Below are 23,671 nucleotides of genomic sequence, written 5' to 3'. Positions count from 1 at the left end.
GCCCCAATACCTTCCCCGTGACTATAGCCTCTTTTTTGGATTCGGCCAATGGATGCAGAAAAGGGTTTGACACGTGCGTCTAAATTCGCACACTTCGCCGCGCTGCAAAGCGATGCGCCTATAGCTCAGTTGGTAGAGTAGCGGACTTTTAATCCGTGGGCCGAAGGTTCGAGTCCTTCTGGGCGCACCATATGAGACAAGGGGTTACGAGCAATCGTGACCCCTTTTTTCTTTATCATCTCCTCTCTCCTGAAGAAACATTCGTTGCGGCTTTGCTTCACAGCTTTACAATCGGCACATGACTTATCGACCTCTCCCCGACTATCACATGCATACGCCTCGCTGTAACCACGCCACCGGCACGGTGATGGAGTATGTGCAGGCGGCCATTGATGCCGGACTCAACGAGATCGGCATGTCGGATCACTCCCCGATGCCGGACGGCTTTGATAAACCCTGGCGCATGGATCGCAGCGAGCTGCCCGACTATCTGCTGGAGGTAGAGCAGGCTCGCGATGCAGTGAAAGTGCGGTTAACAGTACGGATTGGGCTGGAAGCTGATTTTCATCCCGGCACAGAGCCTTATGTGGCTGAGATGATTGATTCATACAACTGGGATTATGTGATCGGCTCGGTGCACTACATCGGCGACTGGGGATTTGATAATCCCGACACCATACAGATCTGGGACACCTGGAAGATTGAAGAGGCCTACTGCGCCTATTTCAAGCTGGTGCAGCAATCGGCTGAATCCGGTCTGTTCGATATCATCGGGCATCCCGACCTGATCAAGAAATTCGGCCACCGACCACCAGCTGATTCATTGGCGGTGAAAGAGGCGATGGAAGCGATGTTACAGGCGGTCAAACAGGCGGATGTGACACTGGAGATCAGTTCGGCGGGCCTGCGCAAACCGGTAGCCGAGATCTATCCCCATAAAACAATCGTGAAGCGTGCCGCCGAGTTGGGCATCCCCTTCTCTTACGGCTCCGATGCCCACGCCCCCACTGAAGTCGGCCATGGCAGTGCTGACTGCCTTGCTCTGCTGGAATCATTCGGAATCAACGAGATCGCCAGCTTTAAACAGCGCCAACGCACCATGATAGCGATTGAACATGGTTAACAACAACGAGAAACAGGCGGCAGTACTGATCACCGGAGCTTCCGGTGGTTTCGGTCTGGAGTTCGCCAAACAGATTGAACCGCAGGGCTACCGGCTGATTCTGCACGGACGCGATCTGCCCCGTCTGAAGATGACGCTGGGTGCTCTGAAGCATCCTGAACGTCATCAGCTCCTGCAGGGCGATATGACAACCAAAACCGGCGTAGCCACCCTGCTGCAGGCCATTGAAAAGGAGAAGCTGATTGGGCTGGTCAACAATGCCGGCTTCGGTATCTGGGGCAGTTTTGAGCGAACCGGCATCGTGCCGCAGATCGATGTGATCAAAACCGATCTCAACGCACCGATTGCCATCACCCATGCCCTGCTTCCCAATCTGCTCAGAAACAACGGCTTTATCATCAATGTCTCATCACTGGCCGGCGAAGCACCACTGCCCTACATGAGCACCTATGCTGCGGCTAAGTCCGGACTGACCTACTGGAGTGAGTCACTGCGCACGGAACTTGCTGGCAAGCTGCGCATTGTCACGCTGGCTCCCGGGCCTTCACCCACAGGTTTCCGTGAAGTTTCGGGAATGCCGAAGGGGCCGGGCAGCTTCTTTCGCACCCCGATCCCGCTGGTTGTAGGAGCATCTCTGAGTACACTCGCCAAAGGCGGTGGCTTCTGCGTTCCGGGGTGGAGGCATAAACTGCTGTTTTTATTGCAGAAAATTGTACCGCGATCAATCTCCCTAAAGATCATGGAGAGTCATCTTCGCCCCTGATGAGAGGCTCTTTTTTTTCCAAACTATTTCAGGATGCAATTAGGGTGGAGAATTCTCTCCACTTTCGCTAGATTGCGCCCCCTTTTCGCTCCGGGGGGAGTGATCAGAAAGTTTGATTGAGGAATTCAGATTCAGATACGTCGTGCGTCCGGTTTTGCCGAGTGTTTTGAGTCTAAATCTGTGAGGTTAATAGAATGAGTAATTCACATCCAAGTGTGAACAGAAAGCCTGTTAAGCAGGGTCTCTACGATCCAAGAAACGAACACGATGCATGTGGCGTTGGTTTTGTCGCCCACATCAAAAACAAAAAAAGCCATGATATTGTTGAGAAAGGACTGGAAATCCTTGAGCGCCTGACCCATCGCGGCGCCGCCGGTGCCGACCCTCGCGAAGGCGATGGTGCGGGCATTCTTCTGCAGATTCCTCATCAGTTCTTAGAAGCAGTAACCACAGACCTCGGATTTGATCTCCCTGCTGTCGGTGAGTACGGCGTTGGCATGGTCTTCTTCCCGCAGGATGAGGCCTACCGCAAGCAGTGTCAGGAGATATATGAAAAGGCAGTTGCCGATGAAGGTCAGATTATGCTTGGCTGGCGTGATGTGCCGACAGATGCTGTACGTGCTGATCTGCCGGAGAGTGTTACCGCCTGTGAACCTGTGATTCGCCAGCTGTTTGTAGCTAAAGGTGAAAGCTGCGCAGATCAGGACGCATTTGAGCGCAAGCTGTATGTGATCCGCAAAGTGGCCAGCAGCGCTGTATCGGCTCTGGGCAGAGATGATGCCGCCAACTTCTATACGGCATCATTCTCAAGCCGCACCATCGTCTATAAGGGTATGTTCCACTCCCACCAGGTCTCCCCCTATTATGAAGATCTGCGTGATGCGCGCGTGACCAGTGCTCTGGCTCTGGTTCATCAGCGCTTCTCTACCAACACCTTCCCGTCGTGGGAGCTGGCCCACCCGTTCCGCATGATGGCACATAACGGTGAGATCAATACTGTACGCGGTAATATCAACTGGATGAACGCCCGCCGTCAGTCCATGAAATCTGAACTGCTGGGTGATGATCTGACCAAATTGTGGCCAATCAGCCACGATGGCCAGTCAGATACCGCATGTTTTGATAATGCACTGGAACTGCTGGTTGCAGGTGGCTATTCACTGGCACACGCTGCCATGCTGATGATCCCGGAAGCCTGGGCTGGCAACAAACTGATGGATGAGCAGCGCAAAGCCTTCTATGAGCACAATGCAGCCCTGATGGAACCATGGGACGGCCCCGCTGCTGTCGCCTTTACCGATGGCCGTCAGATAGGTGCAACCCTGGACCGTAACGGCCTGCGTCCTACCCGTTATCTGGTGACTGAAGATGATTTGGTACTCGGCGCATCCGAGATGGGTGTTCTGGACATCCCTGAAGAGAAGATTATCAAGAAGTGGCGCCTGCAGCCGGGTAAGATGCTGCTTATCGACCTTGAAGAGGGGCGCATCATTGATGATGCCGAAATCAAGCAGCAGCTTGCTTCAGCCAAGCCGTATAAAGAGTGGCTGGCTAAAACCCAGATTCAGCTGGAGAGCCTGCCTGAAGAGGTTGCGCCACAGGCTCCTGATCACGACACCATGCTGCATCGCCAGCAATCATTCGGTTACACTCAGGAGGATATCAAGTTCCTGATGACTCCAATGGCTGTTTCCGGTCAGGAAGCTACCGGTTCGATGGGTAATGACAGTCCTTTCGCTGTCCTCTCCAACCGTGCCAAACCACTCTACAACTACTTCCGTCAGCTCTTTGCACAGGTTACCAATCCACCGATTGATCCGATTCGGGAAGAGATGGTGATGAGCCTGACCTCGATCATCGGCCCTCGCCCGAACCTGCTTGGCCTTGAAGAGAGCGAGCCGCAGCTGCGTCTGGAAGTGCATCAGCCGATCCTCTCCAATGTTGATGTTGAGAAGATTCGCCATATCGATCAGTACACCGACAACCGTTTCCGCACCATCACGCTCTCATCCTGTTATGCCATTGATCAGGGTGCTGCGGGCATGGAGACAGCTATTGCCAACCTCTGCAGACAGGCGGAAGAGGCCGTACGTGATCGTTTCAATATCATTATCCTCTCCGATCGCAAGATGGATGCGCAGCACATCGCCATTCCAGCCCTGCTGGCCACCTCGGCAGTACATCACCACCTGATCCGCGAAGGTTTGAGAACTGAAACAGGCCTTGTAGTTGAAACCGGTTCCGCACGTGAAGTGCATCACTTTGCCTGCCTGGCAGGTTTTGGTGCAGAGGCGATCAATCCATACCTCGCTTTTGAAACTCTGGTGGACATGAAACGTCAGGGGCAACTGCCTGAAGATCTCTCTGAAGAGGAGATTGCCAAGCGTTATACCAAAGCGATCGGCAAAGGGCTGTTTAAGGTGATGTCCAAGATGGGCATTTCGACCTATCAGTCCTACTGTGGCGCGCAGATCTTTGAAGCAGTTGGACTTGCTTCTGATTTCGTAGCCAAATACTTCACCGGCACAGCCTCTCAGATTGAGGGCGCTTCTCTTGCAGAGATTGCACAGGAGGCTACCCAGCGTCATATCGATGCCTTCCGTGGTGTGATGATCTACAAGAATGCACTCGATGTCGGCGGCGAATACGCATGGCGTGCACGCGGTGAAGATCACACCCTGACACCGGGTGTTATCGCTAAAGTTCAACATGCAATCAGGACATCTAACTACTCGCTTTATAAAGAGTATGCCGATGAGATAAACAATCAGGCAGGCAAACTTAAAACACTGCGCGGACTGTTTAAATTTAAAGCCTCCACCCCTGTCCCACTGGATGAGGTAGAGCCTGCAACATCGATTGTGAAGCGCTTTGCAACCGGTGCGATGAGTTTCGGCTCGATCTCGCATGAGGCGCACAGCACGCTGGCGATCGCCATGAACCGTCTTGGCGGCAAGTCCAATACCGGTGAAGGCGGTGAAGAGCCTGAGCGTTTCAAACCGATGGCCAATGGCGACTCCATGCGCTCTGCCATTAAGCAGGTGGCTTCTGGTCGTTTTGGTGTAACCACTGAATACCTGGCCAACTCCGATCAGATTCAGATCAAGATGGCACAGGGTGCAAAACCGGGTGAAGGTGGACAGCTGCCGGGCCATAAGGTTGATAAACGTATTGGCCGCGTACGCCACTCCACACCGGGTGTGGGACTGATCTCCCCGCCTCCGCATCACGATATCTACTCGATTGAGGATCTGGCACAGCTGATCTTTGATCTTAAGAATACCAACCCGGCTGCTGATATCTCAGTAAAACTGGTTTCCGAGATCGGTGTTGGAACCGTTGCTGCCGGCGTGGTCAAAGCACACGCCGATCATGTGGTGATTGCCGGCCATGATGGCGGTACAGGCGCCTCACCACTCACCTCGATAAAACATGCAGGCTCTGCATGGGAGCTGGGTCTGGCTGAGACACAGCAGACACTGGTTCTCAACCGTCTGCGTGGCCGCACCGTTGTGCAGGCCGATGGTCAGATGCGTACCGGTCGCGATGTTGTTATTGCCGCCCTGCTTGGTGCAGATGAGGTTGCATTCGGCACCATCGCTCTGATTGCCGAGGGCTGTATTATGATGCGCAAGTGTCATCTCAACACCTGTCCTGTTGGTGTTGCCACCCAGGATCCGGAGCTGCGCAAGAAGTTTGTCGGCAAACCGGAAGATGTGGTCAACTTCTTCCTCTATCTGGCTGAAGAGGCGCGTGAAATTATGGCAGAGCTCGGTTTCCGCACCTTTGCCGAGATGATTGGCCGTGTTGATATGCTCGATACCAATGACGCGATTAAACACTGGAAGTCTGAAGGGCTGGATCTCTCCCCTATCCTGCATCAGGTCGATGCCAACGGTACATCGGTATCTCATACCGAGACGCAGGATCACGGGCTGGACAAACTGATCGATAATAAACTGATCGAACAGGCAAAGCCGGCGCTGGAGAACAGAACCCCTGTTGTCATCGAAACACCGATCTGCAATGTTGATCGCAGTTTCGGCACCATGCTCTCCGGTGAAGTAGCCAAACGCTTCGGCCATGAAGGTCTGGCTGAAGATACCATTGCCATCAAGGCCAAGGGTACGGCTGGTCAGTCTCTCGGTGCATGGTTAACACGTGGTGTATCGATCGATCTGGCCGGTGAAGGTAACGATTATGTTGGCAAAGGCCTATCCGGTGGCCGCATCGCCATCTATCCGCCTGCCGAGTCCAAACTTGTCGCTGAAGAGAACATCATTGTTGGTAACACTGTTCTGTTCGGTGCAACCGAGGGTGAATGCTATTTCAACGGTGTCGGCGGTGAACGTTTTGCCGTGCGTAACTCAGGCGCCGTAGCTGTTGTTGAGGGCGTTGGCGACCACGGTTGTGAATATATGACCGGTGGCACCATCGTAGTACTCGGTGATACAGGCCGAAACTTTGCTGCAGGCATGTCCGGTGGTATCGCTTATGTTCTGGATGCCGATGGCACCTTTGAGAGCCGTTGTAATATGGCGCAGGTAGCGCTGGAGCCTGTGGCTTCTGAAGCCGATGCGCTGGAAGCGCTGGATCATCAGGGACCTGATCTGGAGACACATGGTCGTGTAAATATTAAACACACCCTCTCTCAGAATGATCAGAAGATTCTGCGTACACTGATTCAGCGTCATGTGCACTACACCAACTCTGATGTTGGCAAGCGGATTCTCGAGAACTGGAGCGATTACCTTGGTCAGTTTGTCAAAGTGATTCCGGTGGATTACCGCCGTGCACTGGCCGATATGGAAGCGGAAAAAGCAGCAACTGCAAAGGAGAGTATCAATGGGTAAGGCAACCGGATTTAAAGAATTCGCACGCGAAAACCTGAGCTATGCACCGGTCGCAGACCGTATTGTACATTTTAAAGAGTTTTCCAAACTACCTGAAGATATGGCAACACAGGGTGCACGCTGCATGGATTGCGGCATCCCCTTCTGCCACAACGGCTGCCCGATCAACAACATCATCCCTGACTGGAATGATGCGGTCTATCACGGCAACTGGCGTGAAGCGCTGGATGTGCTGCACTCCACCAACAACTTCCCCGAATTTACCGGTCGTATCTGCCCTGCTCCATGTGAGGAGGCGTGTACTGTTGGCCTGATCGGCGATCCTATCTCGATTAAAAATATCGAGCTCTCAGTTGTTGAAAAAGGGTGGGAGGAAGGCTGGATCACACCCCAGATTGCAGAGGTTAAAACCGGCAAACGTGTTGCGGTTGTCGGTTCAGGCCCTTCAGGCATGGCAGCGGCCCAGCAGTTGGCCCGTGTCGGCCATGAAGTGGTCGTCTTTGAGAAGAATGATCGTATCGGTGGCCTGATGCGCTATGGCATTCCGAACTTCAAGTTCGACAAAGCTGTCATTGATCGTCGTATGTCCCAGATGCGTGCAGAGGGTGTGGAGTTCCGTGTGAACTCAACTGTCGGTGACAATGTTTCCGCAGCAGACCTGCTCAACCGTTTTGATGCGGTAATCCTCTCCGGTGGTTCTGAAAAACCGCGTGATCTGCCTGTGCCGGGCCGTGAGCTCAATGGCGTCCATTTCGCCATGGATTTTCTGACCAAGAACACCAAACGCGTTCTCGGTGATGAGATCCCTGACGATGAGTTCATCTCTGCTGCCGGTAAACATGTGGTGGTGATCGGTGGTGGTGATACCGGTTCTGACTGTATCGGAACCTCTGTTCGTCACGGCGCCAAATCAGTAACTCAGATTGAAATTCTGCCCAAACCTGAAGCTGTACCGAACAAACTGACCACCTGGCCGAACTGGCCGATGAAGCTGCGCACCTCCACCTCTCAGGAGGAGGGTTGCGAGCGCGACTGGGAGGTCTCCACCAAGCGTTTCATCGGTGATGCCGACGGCAACCTGCAGGCTGTTGAGTGTGTTCGCGTGGAGTGGACGCAGGTTGATGGTCAGTGGCGAATGAACGAGATCAAAGGCTCTGAATTTGAACTGCCTGCACAGCTGGTTACTCTGGCGATGGGTTTTGTACACCCTGTGCACGAAGGCATGCTCGAAGAGCTCGGCGTAGAGAAGGATGGTCGCGGTAACGTTGCCGCCAACGACTCCGATTATGCCACCAGCATCGACAAGGTCTTTGCTGCCGGCGATATGCGTCGTGGTCAGTCACTGGTTGTCTGGGCTATTCGCGAAGGCCGTCAGTGCGCTCGTGCTGTCGATGAATTCCTCATGGGTTCAACCACCCTGCCCCGCTAAATTGAGGCATTAACCGAAACAACGAAGGGCCGCGATATGCGGCCCTTTTTCATGGCTGTCTATTCTCTTTGTGAGAGGAAAAATCCGTTCCTCTTTATCAGATACCGGGTCAATGTCACCCAGGCGGGACTCAACAGCAGGGTTAGAGAAATCACAGCTATGACCAACTGATAGGAGGCCTCTATAATTACCCCTGCATGCATGCCGACTGCTGCCAGCACGAAGGCGAACTCACCAATCTGAGCCAGCAGAGCGCCAGCATAGATGCTATCTCCCCAACAGCTGCCAAGCCCTCGCAAGATCAAGGCATTAATAGCCATATTGGTCACAAAAACAGCCAGCACCAGCAGGCCAATCTGCATCCAGTTTTGCAGGATCAGGGAGATATCCACCAACATGCCTACAGAGACAAAAAACAGCGCCACAAAAATAACTCTGAATGGTTCCAGGCTGTGATGAACCCACTGTGTCTCTTTGGCTGCACCAATAATCATACCACCGATAAAGGCACCTAATGCAGTAGACAGGCTGAACAGTCCGGTCAGCATGCCCAGCCCCAGACAGATGATCATGGCAGCAAAGACCTGAAGTTCGTGGTCCCGTTTAATAAAGTGCGCCAGTGGCAGACGTATTTTCCCGTGATAGACGATCCAGGCAAACAGGCCGATCATGAGGGCACCTCCGACCAGCTGTATGGCCAGATCCCCGGCCTCTATCTCTTTGCCGCCAAGCAGATTCACAACAATGAGCATCGGAATGATGGCCAGATCCTGAGTAAGCAGAATAGCCAGTGAATTTTGCCCGACCGGAGTATCTAATTCACCCCAATCCTGTAACATTTTCAACACAACGGCCGTGCTACTCAGACTGATAACAAAACCGAACAACACAGTTTTACCCACGCTCCAGTCAAACCATGTCCCCAGGATCCAGATTGCGCCAACACTGATAATGATCTGCAAAAGGGTTCCCAGCAGTGCAACACGCCAGTTGCTCATCAGTCGCTGCGGAGAGACCTCCATGCCAACAAAAAACAGCAGCAGCACCACACCAAAGGCACCAAGTCGTTCAAGCAGCACTTTATCAGTGATCAGCCCCAGAATTTCAGGCCCCAGGCAGATACCCGCCAAGAGGTAACCCACGACGTGCGGCTGATTCAACAACCTCAAGCTCAGGCCGAGCAGAAAGATCACCAGCAGTACAATCACCAACGCGGGTAGTGCCGGATCCATATGCATATTATTCACTCCCCCTGTAGAGCCAGTTTCTCAAAAGCAGCGGCACAATAAGTGTGGTCAGCAGACTCATCAGAACAATGGCCACATAGGCTGGCTGGGCAATCACACCACCCTGCAGAGCCAGCAACGCCACAACCATTGCCACTTCACCCCTAGGCATCATGCCAACGCCGATAATCAATGCGTCACGAATTTTTATGCCCATCATCCAGGCAGGAAGTCCACAGCCGATCAGTTTGGTTGCGATTGCCATCATGGTTAACGCCAGCACGAACCAGATCAGGTCGCTATCAAAGGCGCGAACATCAGCCAGAACCCCCAGCGATATAAAAAATATCGAACCAAAAACAACCCGCAGGTATTCCGCCCCCTCCCGGAATGAGCGGCTGTTACGTAGTTGAATCGCTTCAAGGGAAACGCCTGCGACAAAGGCACCGACAATAGCCGAGAGGCCTATCATCTCTGCAATCATGGCATAGAGAAAGGCGATCATCATCACTGCTGCAAAAACAAAATCAGGATAGCGACTGGCAAAATCAGTCGCATCGACGCGAATAATTAAGCGTCCGAAAACAAACACCCCCATCAGTGCACCAATCACCAGAAAAAGAATCGCTGCGACCACCGACTGCATGACAACTGAAGCAGTGAAAGAGCCCTCTGCCAGTTGAATGGATACCGACAGCGCCAACAGGGCCAGAATATCATCAAGGATGGCAGCGCCAATAATGGCCTTGGCCGTTTCAGATTGAAGTTTGCCAAGCTCGCGCAACACATCCGCGGTAATGGCGATACTGGTCGCAGTCAGCGCGACTCCTAAAAGAATCGCCTTTCCCGGAGCAAATCCAAAGCCGATAGCTAGGAAATAACCACCAACCCATGGGACGATGACACCTGACAAAGCGATGATGGCGTAACGAATAGATACAATATCACGCAGCTTGAATTCCAAACCTGTAACAAACAGCAGGATTACCGCACCGAGGGTCGCCACATTGGCAACAAAATCGGTATAGGTCACCCAACCCAGCACACTGGGGCCGATGATCAAACCAAGCAGAATCTGTCCCACCACACCGGGCTGATGCATCCATGAAGAGAGCAGGTAGCCACCCAGTGCTGTAAACAACAACAGGCTCATCTGCATTTCAATATGTTGCGTCAACTCAATCATATAAGCTCACCATCGGACTATCCCTGTTTTGGATATTAATGTTATAGTCCTCTGCTCGAGGATACGATATGCAGACAGTAGAAGAAACCATTGATAGCGGAACCTCCATGCACGCCCACCTGCTGGAAGATATGCAGGAGATTGATCTGGAGAGTGCGCTGGCTACCAAAGCCCACACGCTGTGGCGAATGGCCAGTCCTTCAGCAGAGATGCTGGAGGCTCTGCGTGACCGTTTTTCACTGGATGGACTGCATATTAAGGATATCTGCAACTCGAACCATCCGCCTCATTTCACCCGGCTTAAAAATGGCACTATGCATATTATTCTGCGTTTTCCGGTTGAAAAACAGACAGATGATGAGGCCAGCGAAATCACCAGTGTCTCCATTCTCGTTGACAGTGACATGTGTGCCCTGATCTGGCCCGGCAAACGATTCCACCGCTTTACCAGCGATGATCTGAAAGGGTTGAATGTCGATCAGTGCGCCAGCAAAATTATTCATATGCTGGTTGATTACCTGCTCTCGCGCGTTTACATCCTGCGTGAAGAGATGGACGAGTTTGAAGAGGAGTGTCTGGCCGACGTCAACAATGCCGATCTGGGCAAGCTTCTCAACATGCGCAAGGAGATATCGACACTGGCAAGACACGCCAGAACCAATGCCATTGCCATTGAAAAGCTGATGGTTGATCCGACTTATAAAGAGAACCTGCGTCTTGCCGATGCGCACGAGCATATGCATCGCGCCACGGCCATTGCAGAATCAAAGGCTGAACATGCCCTGAATGTGATGCAGGCAGCACAATCCCTGCTCAGCCAGCGACTGAATGAGGTGATGACCTTGCTTGCCGTTATCACCGTTGTACTGACTCCGATGGGAATTATCGCCGGTATCTTCGGTATGAATTTCACCCAGATGGAGGTGCTGGCCAACCCCAACGGCTTCGCCATGTCAGTCTGGGGTATGCTGCTCCTTGGAGCCATGCTGGCCGCCTTCTTCAAGTATAAAAAATGGTGGTAAACAGATGCGACTACTGCAACTGATCAAGTCGTTTATTCTGCCTCGCGCCGTTCTGGCCTGGCTGCTGCTGCTCTTTTTTGCATCTGCGCTGCTTTTACTCTCCAGCCTCGGCTACCTGCAACCGATCATCTCTCTGCTCGACAGTAATGCACTCTCCTTCTTTGTCGGAGATCTCCGCCTCTCGGTTTATCTTATTGGCAAGGCAGTTCTGCTGACTCTGGCACTCTTCTGGTCGAGCAGCATTGCATTGGATTTTGTTGAGAAAAGGATCAACAGCATTGCGTCGATCTCCAGCAACAGTCGTGCCCTGTTTATCAAGGCGGTGCAATTTATCGTCTATTTCCTGCTCTTTATCTTTACCATGAACGTCATCGGCATTGATCTTACCGCCTTTGCCGTGCTTGGTGGTGCCATCGGTATCGGTATCGGTTTTGGCCTGCAGAAGATTACATCCAACTATATCAGCGGCATTATCCTGCTGGTTGAAAGAACCATAGAGAATGGTGATCTGGTTGAGCTTGATGACGGCACCTTCGGCTTTGTGCGCCACAACAGCGCCAGATTTACGCTGATTGAAACGTTCAATGGTAAAGAGATCATGGTTCCCAATGAGGATTTCATTACCAACAAGGTGGTCAACTGGACCTACAGCAACAAAAAAGGACGTGTCGATATTCCTGTTGGTGTCTCATACAAATCCGATATCACGAAAGCTCGTGAATTGATTCTGGAGGCGGCGCGTGAGCACCCGCGCTGCATCGTCGAGCCGGAACCTGAATGTTATCTGCGCGAGTATGCAGAGAGTTCAGTGAACTTCCTGCTCATCTTCTGGGTAGACGATGTCACCGAAGGGCGCTACAAACCCCAGAGTGATGTGATGTTCTCCATATGGGAGAAGTTCAAGGCCAATGATATCGCTATCCCGTTCCCGCAAAGGGATGTGCACATCATTGATTTGGGGCAATAGTCTCAACTGCAATTGATTCATCGCTGCACTGATATCGACTACCTCTTCTGCGTCCCGGAACCGAACCACTCCTTGCTGTAGCGCAACCCCACCCTGGGAGCCAGATTCATGGTCTGCCTGGCAAAGATGGAGACACTTCGTGTCAGCATATACTCCAGCGTAACCGCTGTGCTCGGCTCTTTGGCAACGATCTGTTCAACAGCCAGCGTCATCTGCTCAGAGAGCTTGCGTCCTGCCCTGATCTGTCCACCCTCCGCATTACCACCTACCTCGAACAGATCCAGTCCGGTCACCTGCATCACCTTACCCTGCACCTCCTGCATCATCGTGCCCGGACCGAGAATGAATTCAGCGGCTGTCATCATATCGCTGGCACTGTCCGTGCCGAGTGAGGCCAGCGGGCGACCCGTGGCGATGTAGGAGAATATCTCGGCATTGGACATTGCCGGCTCGGAATAGAGTCGCGTGTTAAGCTGATCGGCAGCCCCCTCAACCATAATGCCGGCGGTAACATCACCCACCTTGCGTGCCGCCCTGAGCTGAATAGTCGGCCGCTTGGGATCACCCGAAAAAAGAACCCTGCTGCCGGGAACAATTTCAAGCTTAACACTGCGAAACTCTATCTTACCGCTGCTGATCTCAAGCACGCCGGTCAGGCGTGGTTGTGAGAGGCTGCCACCAAGATGCAGGTTCCCTTTTGGTTTCAGACTCATACCGCGACCATAAATTTCAGAATCGCCGTTCAGGTTGAGATCGACATCGATTTTCGAAAGCGGCACCTTCTTCTTTGCCGTATCTGTCTGTTGCTCATCTTCCCAAAGCAGATCCTCCGTCAGCCCCGGCACAGGATCAGGAATCTCAAGGCGCATACGATCAATCAAGAGCTCGCCGTGGATCAGGCTTACCTTCTGCCTCTCCGAAGCGGTTATCTTGCCACTGACCACCAGCTGCTGATCCGGAAGCTGCATCAGCGGAAACCTGTTGAACCGGATATCAGGTAAAGTTCGGCTATCTATATCGACCGCCCCCTTCATATTCAGCTCTCCGTCCCCTCCCTTAAGATGGAGATCTATTAGCGGCTTTCCTTTGCTGATGCTCGCCTTAAGTGCACCACTCACATCCAGTCCAAATTCAGGGATACCGACCGCATCCAGATGGATCGATCCGGCACCACTGAGCGAATGGAGATCAAGCGGCATACCCCACTTCACATTGATATCGCTACGCCCCTCGACAGGATCGATACGTGGCACAAGCGGCTGAAAATCGGAGAGGCGTTCGAGCCTGACAGTAAGCGCTGCGCTACTACCTGCCTGCTCATCGGGGAGCGTCAACTGCCAGGGGGTCAGGCTGAACAGCAGTATCGTGCTGCCCTCTCCCGCCAGAACCCCTTCGGCCGGAGCCTTCGCTTGCAGCTTCCATAGAAGCTTCTGTAATCGGTAATCGAGGTTCAGCTGCAGATCGTCGAGCTGCAGTGCACGCCCCGCCACCCCCTCATACATCGGGTGACGCAGCTTCAGCTGTCGGGAAGTGAACGCCAGCTCCGCAGTCGGTGTTTCCGGGTTCCCGCCAACGGCGAGCGACAGATCAGCCAGCCCTGCAAACTGGAACGGCAACCCGTTCATCCAATCCTCATTCCCTGAAAATTTCATTGCTGAAATATCCAGTTGCCCGGAAACCTGCGCAGAATTCATGGTAAAGGCCGCACTGCCGTTGCCTCCCAGCAGACGCAACGTAGATTTCTCAAGGTAGAGCGTCTTCCCGTCGATACCGAAAGGGAGGCGTTTTGCACTCAACACCGAACTGCCAGCATAGTTGACCAGTAGCTCACTGAGCACACCCTCTATCTTATCTTTGCCTGAGTAGTAGCCAGCAAAACGGGCGCTACTCTGCAATCTCCCCTGTGAGGCCCAGTTGAGCCTCACCTCATCCCCCTTTTGTCGCGCCTCCAGCTTCACAGAATCGATCTCCTGCCTGCCGCTGTAAGAGATGCCCGACACCCTGAAATGAGAGCTGGTATCACCGGAGCTGTGGCTGGCTGAGAGCTTAACCGCCTCAATCGCAACCGATTCAAGATGCACCCTTTTTGCCTCCCCCTGAACGGTTAATTCCGGGTTACCATACCCCCCCTGCAGAGCGACCTCCCCCTTCAGACTGCCGCCCCCATCCCCCAGGCCTGCAAACTTCAACGCTGACGATATCTCCGCCCCCTGCAATCGACCTGTCAGTGAGAAGCGATCCGCATCACCCTTGCCGTTAAGTGTGAGAGTGAGGCCAAGCGCCTGGATATCGGCTCTGCTCACGCTCCAGTTGCTGCCGTCCCCCATCCCATCGAGCTGCATGCGGGCGACAAGACCGGCCAACCGGCCCTCATCAATATCACCTTTAAGACGCCAGTTGCCGGCTTGCCACGTGCCATCAATCTTGCCGCTGAGCTGGCCAGCTGCATTTTTCAGCGGAGAGTTCCACCCCGCCAGCGTCATCAGCCCATGCAACTGTTGTGCTGCATAGTTCAGTTCAAGCCTGAAGCCCTGCTTGCGCTCCTCGAGAGCTGCCTGCAGCCCGCTTTTTGCCCAGTCGGCTGTGATATCAAGCGCCATCGTCCTGTTCAGCATCGACTCAGCGGTGATGGTGGCATGCACATTCAGCTCCCCCTGTTCAAGCGAGTGCGGCGCATGCATTACCCATGTGCCATTAATACCGCCGATGTCGCTGCCAAGATAAACAGTTCCCTCAGCCTTCAGGGCCTGTTTCTCTCTCTGCCAGTTAGCCTCCAGCACACCTCTGTTGCCGTTGAGCGCACTGGTCAGCTTTAGCTTACCGCTCTGCAGCCGCTTGCCCGTGAGTTCTGCAGCGACTGATCCGAAGCTTTCACTCTCCACTCTTGCATCAGCCAGCCATCGCCCCGGTGAACCGCCAAGCTCTACGGTAAGTTCCCCCTCAGGAAGCATTGCCTGCAGCTGCCCTGCCAGAGCGCCGCTCAAACGCAGATTATCGATCCGGATATCACCTGCCCGCCTCTGACTCTTACCGCCACTGCCGATCGTAAGCTCGCCAATGCGCAAGCTGTTCAGGCGCAGGGAGAGAGGAGGGAGAGCGGCAGATCTGTCATCCTCGACTGAAACACTCTCATGCTGGTTAAGCCTGACCCTCTCCACACTCAACAGTGCAATAGCGAGATCGCCAGCCAGCAAGCGCCAGGGTGACCACTCCATCGTAACTGCTGAGAGCAGTGTCTGCATACCACTGCTTTGAATCACAACCCTTTCAGCAGAGAGGTGTGACAACGGATGACCAGTAAGACCGTGCACTTCAACAGTGCCATCACTGAGCATTGCTACCTCAGCAGCCAGCCACTGACGCCCCTCATCACCTCCCAACCAGTACCAGAGACCAGTTGAGGTGAAGGTGAAAAGCAGCAGTAGCGCTGCCGTAGCAGCTATAAACCAGCGCCGCATCAGAACACCTCTCCGAGAGTAATATAGAACTGGAAATGCCTGTCCTGTGCCCGTCGATTCAGCGGAACTGCGAAGTCAATCCGTAACGGGCCCGCCGGGGTACGCATAATTGCTCCGATACCGGCAGACCAGAGTGTCGGCGCTTTAGTGCCTAATGCCTGCCACACCTTCGCCACATCCCCGAACAGCACCGGCGAAAACGTTTCGGCATCCGGCATCAGTACCAGATCAAGGCCACCGTAACTTTTCATCAGGCCACCTGTAGCCAGTCCGTCGATACCGACCGGTCCAATAGAATCCAGTGCATAACCCCTGATGCTGGAAGCACCACCGGCAAACTGACGGTAGGTCTTGGGAACCGTTCCCTGCAGGTTGAGGGTGCGACCATAACCAGCGCGTGGAGAGATAAGCAGCCAGTCAGATGGCCGGTAGAAGAGGCGACCACTGACATCGAATACGACCCACAGCCCCTGTCTGTTGACTCGCTGCGGCAGGCCAATACCGGTATCCAGTCGCCAGCCATCAACAGGAAGCATACCGCCATGTTCATGTGCAAAATGGAAATCGACACGGGGGCCGAGGGTAACCAGGCTGACACCGGCTTCACGTACGTTTTCACCCTGCAGCGAGAGGCGCAGGTAATCATTGAAGCCAAAATTCCACTGCCAGAAGGGTCCTGCGCTGAGCGCATCATAACGGCGACCATCTGTATCTACCCTGCTGTAGTCAGCATTGATACCAACACTCTGATCAGCAGCAGGCCAGACTGGCCGCATAACTGTCGCACCGACACCCGAAGAGGTTCTCGAAGCTTCAGCACGCAGTGAATATTCAATATTGCCCTGATAGAGGCTGCGATCCACCCAGGCAGCGGCAAGGCCAAGGCCGGAATCGGTCGTATATCCGATATCACCCGTCAGCTTCCGCCATGGCGTCTCGGTCACTGAGATGCGAACCGGAACACGATCTCCGTCGGCCTCATTGAGCTGCGGCACTACCATTGCATTCTGGTAGCGGGAGTCATCGGCAATATGCTTCATCGCATCCTGCAGCAGCCGCTGTTCTGCGACTTGACCGGGCTGAAGCCGACTGATCTTCAAAGCCAGCTCCGGATTATACTGTCTGGCCCCCTCAACATTGATCTGCGAAATATAGAAGCGTGTCCCCGGCTCAATATGCCAGCTGATATCCACCACTCTGGCCTGCCTGTCCGCTGTAACAACCGCCCTGATATAGTCAGCCTTCAGATAGCCCTCATCACGCCAGGCCCAGCGCAGGGCTGTCTTTGCCTTCTCATAATCCTCGCTGCGAAAAGGATCCCCCTGCTGTGGCAGAACCACCCTGGCAACAGATGCAGGCATCACCTCCACATGGCGCACGCGCCACAACTCACCGGCCTGAACACGCCAGTGTGCCACGCCCGCCTCGACAGAAACCATAACCTCACTATCAAGATAGCCTTCGCTCTGTAACCAGCCACGAATCAGCCCGGCATCCTGAGTGGCCATATAACGAATCAGCGCGATTCCGGCTGAGGGTTTAAGCTTTAATGTATCCATTTTTTTAAGCAGCGATTCGGGAACGGCAACGGGAGTGTCGTGAATCTGTTTGCTACTATCGGCAAGAGCGGGAAAAGAGAAGGTGGTAATCAACAAAACGACCAACAGCGATCCGGGGATTCGCCTGATAAGAAAAAACAACCACTCAATCACTATCACCAGCTTGATGCTAACTTTATAGCGCCTACGTTGTCCAAAATTCTGATTTATGCCTCCCCTTCGCCAAAGCCCGGATCGGAGAGATAAAATCATGCCAGAGTGATAGAGCCTGCGAATGATGATAGCATGGCTAACACAACCCAAAAGTGCAGTAATACCGCCATTGGGGAGAAGGGAGAAGCCGATGTGTCGCGTTGCCCTTTCAACACAGAGACGTGCATATTATAAATTCGGTGAAATAATAGCCGCATCGGCCTTTTACAGTGACAACAGGGAGAACTATGTTAGAAGCCATTCAGTACAATTATGAAGCATTGCAGAGCCATGTGATGCAGATCGACTTCTGGTTACAGCTTGTTATTCTCGCCGTTGCTGTTGCTGTTGCCTCGGCTGTGCGCACCTTCATGCAGCGCGCAGAAGATGGTGATAAAGAGAGTCGTGCTGATGCCAGCCGCCTGGCCAGACTTTCACGCAAAGGACTGAACCGCATCCAGTTTCCCATCTCAATGCTGCTGGTCACGCTGATTGGCGAGGCCATTCTTCAACACCTTGAACTGCATACACCCCTGCTAAGCATTGCAACGCCCCTGCTGCTCTCACTGGCTGGCATCCGTATCGCTGTCTTCATGCTGCGCAAAGGCTTTTCACCCGGCCCGCTGGTAAAAGCCTGGGAAAACCTGATTGCCAGTACGATATGGATTCTGGTTGCCCTGCATCTGCTGGGCTGGCTTCCGGATGTGCTGACAGCACTTGACGGCCTGGCCTTTAATCTTGGTGAGGCACGCATCTCGCTGCTACTGGCACTTAAACTGGTCTTTACTGTCGCATTTTTCTGGATTGCAGCGCTCTGGCTGGCCAGTTTTATCGAGCAGCGTCTGAGTACATTCGAGCACTTCAGCCTCAGTGCCCGCGTCGCACTGGCCAAAACCAGCAAATTCCTGCTCATCGCCATCGCCATGTTTGTAGGTCTTGATGCTGCGGGTGTGGATCTGACAGCGCTTACTGTGTTCAGTGGTGCGGTTGGTGTGGGAATCGGTTTCGGTCTGCAGCGTATCTCCAGTAACTTTATCAGCGGCTTCATCCTGCTCTTTGACCGCTCTATTAAACCCGGCGATGTGATCACCGTACGCGACAAATTCGGCTGGGTACAGGAGCTCAGGGCCCGCTATATTGTTGTGCGCGACCGTGATGGTGTGGAGACGCTGATTCCCAACGAGAATCTGGTGACTTCAGAGGTGATCAACTGGAGCTATACCGATCCTGATATCCGTATGAAGCTGCGTGTGCAGATCAGTTATGACGATGATCCTGAAGAGGCGATGAAGCTGATGCTGGAGTGTGCCAAGGCATCACCACGTGTGCAGGATAATCCTGTACCGCTGACCAGACTCATGGAGTTCGGTGACAACGGCATTGTGCTGGAGCTGCGTATCTGGATTCTTGATCCTGAGAACGGACTTGGTGGCGTACGCTCCGAAGTGAATCTGGCTATCTGGCGCGCCTTTAAAAAGGCTGGCATTACCATCCCCTACCCACAACGCGACATTCATATCAAGGATAGTACTGTGGTCCGTACAGCAGTGGAGAGTAATCATGGATAAAACAACGCTGGGCTGGCGCGAGTGGGTCTCACTACCTGAACTCGGCATCGAGGCGGTCAAGGCCAAGGTGGATTCCGGTGCCCGCAGCTCAGCCCTGCACACCTTTGAACTGGAGACATTCAGTGAGGATGGCATTGCCAAGGTGCGTTTCAGCATCCACCCCTACCAGCATGATTCGAGCATCGTGAAAACATGCATTGCTGAACTACTTGATGAGCGTAATGTCACCGACTCAGGCGGTCACACCGAATTGCGACCGGTTATATCAACCGCATTGCTACTCGGCGGTATCAGTAAAAAGATAGAGATCACCCTGACCAATCGTGAAAACATGAAATTCAGAATGTTACTGGGGCGTACAGCCATGACAGGCGATTTCCTCATTGATCCGCAGCGCTCCTATCTGTTAGGCACGCCTAAAATCGCACAACAGTAAAAGGAACACATATGAAAATAGCTATCCTCTCACGCAATCCGAAACTCTACTCAACCCGCCGTCTGGTTGAGGCCGCTAAAGCGCGCGGTCATGAAGTAGAGGTATTTGATCATCTGCGCTGTTATATGAACATCACCTCGATGCGACCATCGATCCACTATAAGGGGGCGAAACTGGAAGGCTTTGATGCTGTGATTCCGCGTATTGGCGCCTCGGTTACCTTTTACGGTACAGCAGTGCTCAGGCAGTTCGAGATGATGGGGGTTTATCCACTCAACGAATCGGTAGCGATCTCCCGCTCACGCGACAAACTGCGCTCCATACAGCTGCTGGCCCGCAAAGGTATCGGTCTGCCGGTGACTGGCTTTGCCCGCAACCCCGATGATATTGATGACCTGCTTAACTCAGTTGGCGGCAATAAATTCGTCATCAAACTGCTGGAGGGAACGCAGGGTATCGGTGTGGTACTGGCAGAGAACAAGAAAGCTGCAGAGAGTGTGATTGAGGCATTCTTCGGGCTGAATGCCAATATTCTCGTACAGGAGTTCATCGAGGAGGCCGGTGGCGCAGATATCCGCTGCCTTGTTGTTGATGGCAAGGTGGTGGCGGCGATGAAACGGCAGGGTAAAGAGGGTGAATTCCGCTCCAATCTGCACCGCGGAGGCACTGCTGAAGTGGTTCGCATCACCCCTGAAGAGCGCTCAACAGCCGTGCGCGCAGCCAGTATCATGGGCCTGAATGTGGCCGGTGTGGATCTGCTACGTTCCAATCACGGGCCTGTGGTGATGGAGGTGAACTCATCTCCCGGCCTTGAAGGTATTGAGCGGGCTACGGGTAAAGATGTTGCAGGTATGATCATCGGCTGCATTGAGAAGAATGCCAAAGCGGGTAAAACCAGCACCAGGGGTAAAGGGTGACCGAACCGTTTATTATTGCCGGCAGAGAGATCAAACCGGGAAGTCGGGAAATTGTAGAGTTCCCTCTCCCCCCTCTTTCGACCCATTCCGATCTCGAGATGCCTATCCATGTACTGCGCGGCAAAAAAAGCGGGCCATGCCTGCTGGTATGTGCCGCACTGCATGGTGATGAGATCAATGGCATTGAAATCATCCGCAGACTGGTTGGTCTGAAAACACTCGCAAATCTGCGTGGTACACTCATCGCTATTCCGATTGTGAATGTCTACGGCTTTATCCATATGAGTCGCTATCTGCCTGACAGGCGCGACCTCAACCGCTCATTCCCCGGTTCAGATAAAGGCTCCCTTGCCGCACGACTGGCCAACCTCTTTATGCAGGAGATTGTGTCCAAAGCCACGCATGGCATTGATCTGCACACTGCAGCCATTCACCGCGACAATTTTCCGCAGATCAGGGGTAATCTCGAATGCCCTGTAACACTTAAACTGGCTGAAGCCTTCCGCGCTCCACTGATTATCGATGCCGCCCTGCGTCCGGGCACCATTCGTGAAGCGGCGGTAGCCAAAGGCATTCCATGGCTGGTCTATGAGGCCGGAGAGGCACTGCGTTTTGATGAGGTAAGCATCCGTGCCGGTGTGCGCGGCATTGTAAATGTTATGCGTGAAATCGGCATGTTGCGTAAATCGATAAGCCTGAAAAGCTTTGTGCCGCGCACCGTTAAATCCAATGCCTGGATCAGGGCACCACAGAGCGGCATTTTAAGGCTGGTTGTTAAACTCGGGGCCTGCGTTAATAAAGATGATATACTGGGCTATGTCTCTGATCCGTATGGCGAGAATCAAACAGAGATTACAGCCCCCAACACAGGTATCATTATCGGTAGAACCAATTTACCTCTGATTCATGAAGGTGATGCCCTCGTTCATCTGGCCCGCTTCCGCAACACAGAGAATGCAACAGAGGCTGTTGATGTTTTCCAGTCTGAACTAGAGCCTTCTGAAACAGAGGGTTTATCTGGAACTACGCCGATCATATAGCTCAGTCTTCAATACAAAGGTGGTGTATATGAACGAAAATATCAGCAGATTAATCGAGAATATACGGACGCTGGAAGAAGAGCTTGAAAATGAATTGAATCAGCGACGTGAAGAGCTTCGCTTCGAGCTGATTGGCCACAAGGTTCGCTTTGAACTGGAGGTTCTGAAGAGGCACAGGCAACTCAAAACCAGACTCATTCGCTATATCGTTGAAGCACGCCCGCTTGTTGTTCTGACGGCACCTTTCATCTACATCATTATCCTGCCAATGCTGCTGTTCGACCTGTTTGTCACCCTCTATCAACTTGTCTGTTTTCCGGTTTATGGCATTCCAAAAGTGCGGCGTCAGAATCACTTTATATTTGACCGGCATCGGCTCGGTTATCTTAACCTTCTGGAGAAGTTCAACTGCTTCTACTGCGCCTACGGCAACGGCCTGATCTCATATGCACGTGAGATCGCTGCCCGTACCGAGCAGTACTGGTGCCCTATTAAACATGCTCGTCGTGTTATTGGCCCCCATGCACGTTATAGCCACTTTCTCGACTATGGTGATGCAGAGGCGTGGAGAGATGAGTTAAACGATGTCCGTTGCGACTTTGGTAATAAGAACAAGAAGAAAAGAGCCGGCAAGCCAGATACATAACTCTCCAGGTTGAGGCATCGCTTAGTAATCGAGGCTCTCTTATGAACGGCTTTGCACTTACCCTCTTTTCATTCAGTTTTCGCTGATGAACCAGAACCTTCTCGATATTGTCAAACAGGCTACAGGCGCTTCTGGCGCCTCTCAGAGCGAGATTATCCAGTCCCTCTGGAGCGGTTACGGCCAGATTGTGCGTATACAGCTTGAAGGCGCACCGATGGCCAGCGTGGTGCTTAAACATGTGCGTTTCCCAACTGAAGCGGATCATCCGCGTGGCTGGCACTCTGATCGCTCGCATGCACGCAAGGTGAAATCCTATGATGTCGAGATGGCCTGGTATGCCGAATATGCCAATCGCTGTGATGAGAATGCACGTCTTCCCCACTGCTACTACTCGGCAACACTTGCAGATGATGAGCGTGTGATGGTGCTTGAAGATCTGGATGCTGCTGGCTTTCCTTTACGCAGACATGAGATGGATCGCCCTGCTGTTGAACTCTGCCTGCAATGGCTGGCCAACTTCCACGCGACATTTATGAGTGAAGAGCCGGACGGTCTTTGGCTGACCGGCACCTACTGGCACCTTGCCACCCGCCCGGATGAGCTGGCGGTTACCGATAATCCCGCGCTGAAACAGGCTGCTGCGGCCATTGATGCCAAACTCAATAGCTGCCGTTTTAAAACATTCGTGCATGGTGATGCCAAGGTCGCCAACTTCTGTTTCTCAAACGACAGTAAAAAGGTCGCTGCTGTGGATTTCCAGTATGTCGGTGGCGGCTGCGGCATGAAGGATGTGATCTACCTCCTCGGCAGCTGCCTGGATGAATATCTCTGTGAAATCTGGCAGGACGAACTCCTCAATTTATACTTTAACAATCTTAAGCAAAGCATTGATAAACATGGTAAATATGTCGATTGGAATGCATTGGAGTCGGAGTGGCGCGCCCTCTTCCCCATCGCCTGGGTCGATTTCAACCGCTTCCTTGCCGGCTGGATGCCCGGCCACTGGAAGGTGAACAACTACAGCCGCCGCCTTACGGCAGAAGTGATCTCCCTACTGAATGATGCGTAGGTACAGATGCGGATTTTGCGTAATCAGGGTATGGTGATCTGCCTGCAGTTGTGATCAATCGCTACAGCAGCAAAAATTTATATAAATTAACACTGCTGTCCGGTTAAGCATGGATGAGCGTCATTTGCCGATGAGTTTCTGCTGATGTTGGCTTTCCGGGAGGATCTTTCTCGATTAGCAGTTCGAGAAAATCTCGTCGGTGCATGATGTTCGTTGT

At 53.1% G+C, this 23,671-nt stretch carries 16 protein-coding genes and 1 tRNA gene; 13 read left to right on the top strand and 4 right to left on the bottom strand.

Going from position 1 to position 23,671, the window contains the following annotated elements; translation table 11 throughout:
- Positions 1-114 precede the first annotated feature (114 nt).
- The 5 genes from F3F93_RS01755 to F3F93_RS01735 all read left to right on the top strand — a co-directional run bounded on the left by F3F93_RS01755 (position 115) and on the right by F3F93_RS01735 (position 8,168).
- Positions 115-190: transfer RNA gene (locus tag F3F93_RS01755), tRNA-Lys, on the top strand.
- A gap of 108 nt (positions 191-298) precedes the next feature.
- Positions 299-1,123, top strand: a complete 825-nt coding sequence (gene hisJ / locus F3F93_RS01750; RefSeq protein WP_241696894.1) for a histidinol-phosphatase HisJ — start codon at positions 299-301, stop codon at positions 1,121-1,123.
- Entirely contained in the window at positions 1,116-1,886 is a 771-nt protein-coding gene (locus F3F93_RS01745) for an SDR family NAD(P)-dependent oxidoreductase (protein WP_176957446.1), read from the top strand. Before hisJ ends, F3F93_RS01745 begins: the two co-directional genes overlap by 8 nt.
- A 194-nt stretch (positions 1,887-2,080) precedes the next feature.
- Positions 2,081-6,739 carry a glutamate synthase large subunit gene (gene gltB / locus F3F93_RS01740; RefSeq protein ID WP_176957445.1) on the top strand — a complete coding sequence of 1,553 codons (4,659 nt, stop codon included), beginning with the start codon at positions 2,081-2,083 and terminating at the stop codon, positions 6,737-6,739.
- Complete coding sequence (locus tag F3F93_RS01735) at positions 6,732-8,168, top strand: glutamate synthase subunit beta (RefSeq protein WP_176957444.1); 1,437 nt, start codon at positions 6,732-6,734, stop codon at positions 8,166-8,168. Before gltB ends, F3F93_RS01735 begins: the two co-directional genes overlap by 8 nt.
- Positions 8,169-8,227: 59 nt before the next feature.
- Here F3F93_RS01735 and F3F93_RS01730 read toward each other — a convergent pair whose 3' ends face one another.
- Both F3F93_RS01730 and F3F93_RS01725 read right to left on the bottom strand, forming a co-directional pair.
- Positions 8,228-9,406 carry a cation:proton antiporter gene (locus F3F93_RS01730; protein WP_176957443.1) on the bottom strand — a complete coding sequence of 393 codons (1,179 nt, stop codon included), beginning with the start codon at positions 9,404-9,406 and terminating at the stop codon, positions 8,228-8,230.
- 1 nt (position 9,407) lies between these two features.
- Entirely contained in the window at positions 9,408-10,580 is a 1,173-nt protein-coding gene (locus tag F3F93_RS01725) for a cation:proton antiporter (RefSeq protein ID WP_176957442.1), read from the bottom strand.
- A gap of 68 nt (positions 10,581-10,648) precedes the next feature.
- Here F3F93_RS01725 and F3F93_RS01720 point away from each other — a divergent pair, with 68 nt between their 5' ends.
- Together F3F93_RS01720 and F3F93_RS01715 are read left to right on the top strand one after the other, a co-directional pair.
- Positions 10,649-11,602, top strand: coding sequence for a CorA family divalent cation transporter (locus F3F93_RS01720; protein ID WP_176957441.1), 954 nt, complete (start codon positions 10,649-10,651; stop codon positions 11,600-11,602).
- Between the two features lie 4 nt (positions 11,603-11,606).
- Positions 11,607-12,569 carry a mechanosensitive ion channel domain-containing protein gene (locus F3F93_RS01715; RefSeq protein WP_194334943.1) on the top strand — a complete coding sequence of 321 codons (963 nt, stop codon included), beginning with the start codon at positions 11,607-11,609 and terminating at the stop codon, positions 12,567-12,569.
- A gap of 38 nt (positions 12,570-12,607) precedes the next feature.
- Here F3F93_RS01715 and F3F93_RS01710 read toward each other — a convergent pair whose 3' ends face one another.
- The gene (locus F3F93_RS01710; protein ID WP_176957440.1) at positions 12,608-16,027 is read right to left on the bottom strand and encodes a translocation/assembly module TamB domain-containing protein; all 3,420 of its coding nucleotides are present in this window, start codon (positions 16,025-16,027) and stop codon (positions 12,608-12,610) included.
- Positions 16,027-17,745 carry a BamA/TamA family outer membrane protein gene (locus tag F3F93_RS01705; protein ID WP_347239163.1) on the bottom strand — a complete coding sequence of 573 codons (1,719 nt, stop codon included), beginning with the start codon at positions 17,743-17,745 and terminating at the stop codon, positions 16,027-16,029. The genes F3F93_RS01710 and F3F93_RS01705 overlap by 1 nt, the downstream gene beginning before the upstream one ends.
- A 281-nt stretch (positions 17,746-18,026) precedes the next feature.
- Here F3F93_RS01705 and F3F93_RS01700 point away from each other — a divergent pair, with 281 nt between their 5' ends.
- From F3F93_RS01700 to F3F93_RS01675, 6 genes are all read left to right on the top strand, one after another.
- A complete protein-coding gene (locus tag F3F93_RS01700) occupies positions 18,027-19,346 on the top strand; it encodes a mechanosensitive ion channel domain-containing protein (RefSeq protein WP_176957438.1) in 1,320 nt (439 codons plus the stop codon).
- Entirely contained in the window at positions 19,339-19,782 is a 444-nt protein-coding gene (locus tag F3F93_RS01695; protein WP_176957437.1) for a RimK/LysX family protein, read from the top strand. The genes F3F93_RS01700 and F3F93_RS01695 overlap by 8 nt, the downstream gene beginning before the upstream one ends.
- 11 nt (positions 19,783-19,793) lie before the next feature.
- The gene (gene rimK / locus F3F93_RS01690) at positions 19,794-20,699 is read left to right on the top strand and encodes a 30S ribosomal protein S6--L-glutamate ligase (protein WP_176957436.1); all 906 of its coding nucleotides are present in this window, start codon (positions 19,794-19,796) and stop codon (positions 20,697-20,699) included.
- On the top strand, positions 20,696-21,739 hold the full coding sequence (locus F3F93_RS01685; protein WP_176957435.1) for a succinylglutamate desuccinylase/aspartoacylase family protein: 1,044 nt from the start codon (positions 20,696-20,698) through the stop codon (positions 21,737-21,739). Before rimK ends, F3F93_RS01685 begins: the two co-directional genes overlap by 4 nt.
- A gap of 28 nt (positions 21,740-21,767) precedes the next feature.
- On the top strand, positions 21,768-22,385 hold the full coding sequence (locus tag F3F93_RS01680) for a hypothetical protein (RefSeq protein WP_176957434.1): 618 nt from the start codon (positions 21,768-21,770) through the stop codon (positions 22,383-22,385).
- Between the two features lie 85 nt (positions 22,386-22,470).
- A complete protein-coding gene (locus tag F3F93_RS01675) occupies positions 22,471-23,454 on the top strand; it encodes a phosphotransferase (RefSeq protein ID WP_176957433.1) in 984 nt (327 codons plus the stop codon).
- The last annotated feature ends 217 nt before the right edge of the window (positions 23,455-23,671 follow it).

It is taken from the genome of Mariprofundus sp. KV (genome assembly GCF_013387475.1).
Lineage (GTDB): Bacteria > Pseudomonadota > Zetaproteobacteria > Mariprofundales > Mariprofundaceae > Mariprofundus.
Note: the sequence above shows the minus strand (reverse complement) of the source record. Positions and strands in the feature narration are given on the sequence as shown.